This window comes from Caballeronia sp. LZ024 (assembly GCF_031451455.1).
In the GTDB taxonomy this organism is placed as follows: Bacteria; Pseudomonadota; Gammaproteobacteria; order Burkholderiales; family Burkholderiaceae; genus Caballeronia; species Caballeronia telluris.
Map to the genome: position 1 here is coordinate 1 of NZ_JARUXL010000020.1, position 3,281 is coordinate 3,281.

4 protein-coding genes are annotated in these 3,281 nt (G+C 61.9%); all 4 read left to right on the forward strand.

Annotated elements, in window-relative coordinates:
* Position 1: 1 nt before the first annotated feature.
* Genes sdhC through QCE48_RS31420 form a run of 4 tightly spaced genes read left to right on the forward strand, consistent with a single transcriptional unit; the run spans position 2 to position 3,281 of the window.
* Entirely contained in the window at positions 2–412 is a 411-nt protein-coding gene (gene sdhC / locus QCE48_RS31405) for a succinate dehydrogenase, cytochrome b556 subunit (RefSeq protein WP_309781826.1), read from the forward strand.
* A gap of 4 nt (positions 413–416) precedes the next feature.
* Complete coding sequence (gene sdhD / locus QCE48_RS31410) at positions 417–785, forward strand: succinate dehydrogenase, hydrophobic membrane anchor protein (protein ID WP_309781827.1); 369 nt, start codon at positions 417–419, stop codon at positions 783–785.
* Between the two features lie 3 nt (positions 786–788).
* Entirely contained in the window at positions 789–2,564 is a 1,776-nt protein-coding gene (gene sdhA, locus QCE48_RS31415) for a succinate dehydrogenase flavoprotein subunit (RefSeq protein WP_309781829.1), read from the forward strand.
* A gap of 12 nt (positions 2,565–2,576) precedes the next feature.
* Positions 2,577–3,281: a succinate dehydrogenase iron-sulfur subunit gene (locus QCE48_RS31420; RefSeq protein WP_087671206.1), complete on the forward strand. Its 705-nt coding sequence runs from the start codon at positions 2,577–2,579 to the stop codon at positions 3,279–3,281.

A 3,281-nucleotide genomic window follows, 5' to 3' on the forward strand; every position in this document is an offset into this window, starting at 1 on the left:
CATGGCTGAAGCCGTAAAAAAACCAAGGCCCGAATTCCGTAACATCGGGATCGGTCAAATCGCGAAGTATCGCTTGCCGCTAGCAGGGAAGGTCTCGATCCTGCATCGCATCAGCGGTCTTCTGCTGTTCATCTCGCTGCCGTTCCTGCTGTATCTGCTGGACCAGAGCCTGACATCGGAAATCAGTTTCGATGCGTTCAAGGGCTTTCTCGCCAACCCCATCGTCAAGATCATCGTGCTCGTGCTGTCGTGGGCGTACCTGTTCCACTTCTGCGCGGGCATTCGCTTTCTGCTGCTCGACACGCACGTCGCGGTGAACAAGGAAGGCGGCAAGCAGACCGCGCTGTCGGTGCTGATCGTCTCGTCGTTGCTGGCGCTCGCCGTCGCGCTGAAACTTTTCGGAGCCTTCTAAAAACATGGCAGCTAACAACAGAGTCGGCCCGAAGCGCCTTGTCGTCGGCGCTCACTACGGTCTGCGCGACTGGCTCGCGCAACGCGTCACCGCGGTCGTGATGGCCGTCTATACGCTCATCCTGCTGTTCTGGTTCTTCGTCGCCCGCGACTTCTCGTATGAAGGCTGGGCGTCGATCTTCGCGCTGCAGTGGATGAAGCTCGCCACCTTCGTCGCCTTGCTTTCGCTCTTCTATCACGCGTGGGTCGGCATTCGCGACATCTGGATGGATTACGTGAAGCCGGTCGGCCTTCGCCTGTCGCTTCAGGCGTTGACCATCCTCTGGCTGGTCGCTTGCGCTGGCTACGCTGCACAGATTCTCTGGAGAGTTTAAAGAATGGCTGCAATCAAGACTTCCTTGCCGCGTCGTCGTTTTGACGTGGTCATCGTCGGCGCGGGCGGCTCGGGCATGCGCGCCTCGCTGCAACTCGCGCGAGCCGGCCTGTCGGTCTGCGTGCTGTCCAAGGTGTTTCCGACGCGCTCGCACACGGTCGCCGCGCAAGGCGGGATCGGCGCGTCGCTTGGCAACATGAGCGAGGACAACTGGCACTATCACTTCTACGACACCATCAAGGGCTCCGACTGGCTCGGCGACCAGGATGCGATCGAATTCATGTGCCGCGAAGCGCCCAACGCGGTGTACGAACTGGAACACATGGGCATGCCGTTCGACCGTAACGCGGACGGCACGATCTATCAACGTCCGTTCGGCGGCCACACGGCGAACTACGGCGAGAAGCCGGTGCAGCGCGCGTGCGCCGCTGCCGACCGCACCGGCCACGCGCTGCTGCACACGCTGTACCAGCAGAACGTCGCGGCGAAGACGCAGTTCTTCGTCGAATGGATGGCGCTCGATCTGATCCGCGATGCCGATGGCGACGTGCTCGGCGTGACCGCGCTCGAAATGGAAACGGGCGACGTCTATATCCTCGAAGGCAAGACCACGCTCTTCGCCACGGGCGGCGCGGGGCGCATCTTCGCGGCATCGACCAATGCGTTCATCAACACCGGCGACGGGCTCGGGATGGCCGCGCGTTCGGGCATCGCGCTGCAGGACATGGAGTTCTGGCAGTTCCACCCGACGGGTGTCGCGGGCGCGGGCGTGCTGATCACCGAAGGCGTGCGCGGCGAGGGCGGCATTCTGCGCAACTCGAACGGCGAGCGCTTCATGGAACGCTACGCGCCGACGCTCAAGGACCTCGCGCCGCGCGACTTCGTCTCGCGCTCGATGGACCAGGAGATCAAGGAAGGACGCGGCGTCGGTCCGAACAAGGATCACGTGCTGCTCGACTTGTCGCACATCGGCGCGGAGACGATCATGAAGCGTCTGCCGTCGATCCGCGAGATCGCGCTGAAGTTTGCGAACGTCGATTGCATCAAGGAACCGATCCCCGTCGTGCCGACCATCCACTATCAGATGGGCGGCATTCCGACCAACATCCACGGTCAGGTGGTGGGCACGGCCAAGGGCTACGACGATCCGGTCAACGGCTTCTACGCAGTGGGCGAATGCTCGTGCGTGTCGGTGCACGGCGCGAACCGTCTGGGCACGAACTCGCTGCTCGACCTGGTGGTGTTCGGCCGCGCGGCGGGCAATCACATCATCAAGCACGCGATGGAGATGAAGGAGCACAAGCCGCTGCCGGCGGACGCCGCCGACTTCGCGCTCGAACGTCTCTCGGTGCTGGAGAAGTCGACCTCGGGCGAATACACGCAGTCGATCGCGGGCGACATCCGCGCGAGCATGCAGGCGCATGCGGGCGTGTTCCGCACGTCGAAGCTGCTGGAAGAGGGCGTCGGCAAGGTCAATGAGCTGACCGAACGCGTGAAGCATGTGCACCTGAAGGACAAGTCGAAGGTGTTCAACACCGCGAAGGTGGAAGCGCTGGAGCTGGCGAACCTGATCGAGGTGGCGCGCGCGACGATGGTATCGGCCGAGGCGCGCAAGGAAAGCCGCGGCGCGCATGCGCACAGCGACTTCGAGCATCGCGACGACGAAAACTGGATGCGCCATACGCTGTGGTTCAGCGAGGGCGATCGTCTCGACTACAAGCCGGTGAAGATGCAGCCGCTGACGGTCGAATCGGTGCCGCCGAAGGCGCGTACGTTCTAAGGGTATATCGACATGGCAAAGAGAACATTTGAAATCTACCGCTACGATCCGGACAAGGACGCGGCGCCGCGCATGCAGAGTTACGAGATCGAGATCGACTCGCACGAACGCATGCTGCTCGATGCATTGCTGAAGCTCAAATCGGTCGATGAAACGCTGTCGTTTCGTCGCTCGTGCCGCGAGGGCGTGTGCGGTTCGGACGCGATGAACATCAACGGCAAGAACGGTCTGGCGTGTCTGCAGAACATGAACGACCTGCCGCAGAAGATTGTGCTGCGTCCGTTGCCGGGGCTGCCGGTGGTGCGCGACCTGATCTGCGACTTCACGCAATTTTTCAATCAGTATCATTCGATCAAGCCGTACCTGATCAACGACACGCCGCCGCCGGAGAAGGAGCGTCTGCAGTCGCCGGAAGAACGCGACGAGCTCGACGGCCTCTACGAATGTATTCTGTGCGCGAGCTGCTCGACGTCGTGCCCGAGCTTCTGGTGGAACCCCGACAAGTTCGTGGGACCGGCGGGCCTGTTGCAAGCCTATCGTTTTATCGCGGACAGCCGCGATGAAGCGACGGGTGAACGCCTCGACAACCTGGAAGATCCGTATCGTCTGTTCCGTTGCCATACGATCATGAACTGCGTGGATGTGTGCCCGAAGGGGCTCAATCCGACAAAGGCGATCGGCAAGATCAAGGAATTGATGGTGCGCCGCGCTGTCTGA

What these genes read in the sequence shown, in the direction of transcription:
- sdhC (WP_309781826.1), top strand. Translation starts at nt 2, where the DNA reads ATGGCTGAAGCCGTAAAAAAACCAAGGCCCGAATTCCGTAACATCGGG.
- sdhD (WP_309781827.1), top strand. Translation starts at nt 417, where the DNA reads ATGGCAGCTAACAACAGAGTCGGCCCGAAGCGCCTTGTCGTCGGCGCT.
- sdhA (WP_309781829.1), top strand. Translation starts at nt 789, where the DNA reads ATGGCTGCAATCAAGACTTCCTTGCCGCGTCGTCGTTTTGACGTGGTC.
- QCE48_RS31420 (WP_087671206.1), top strand. Translation starts at nt 2,577, where the DNA reads ATGGCAAAGAGAACATTTGAAATCTACCGCTACGATCCGGACAAGGAC.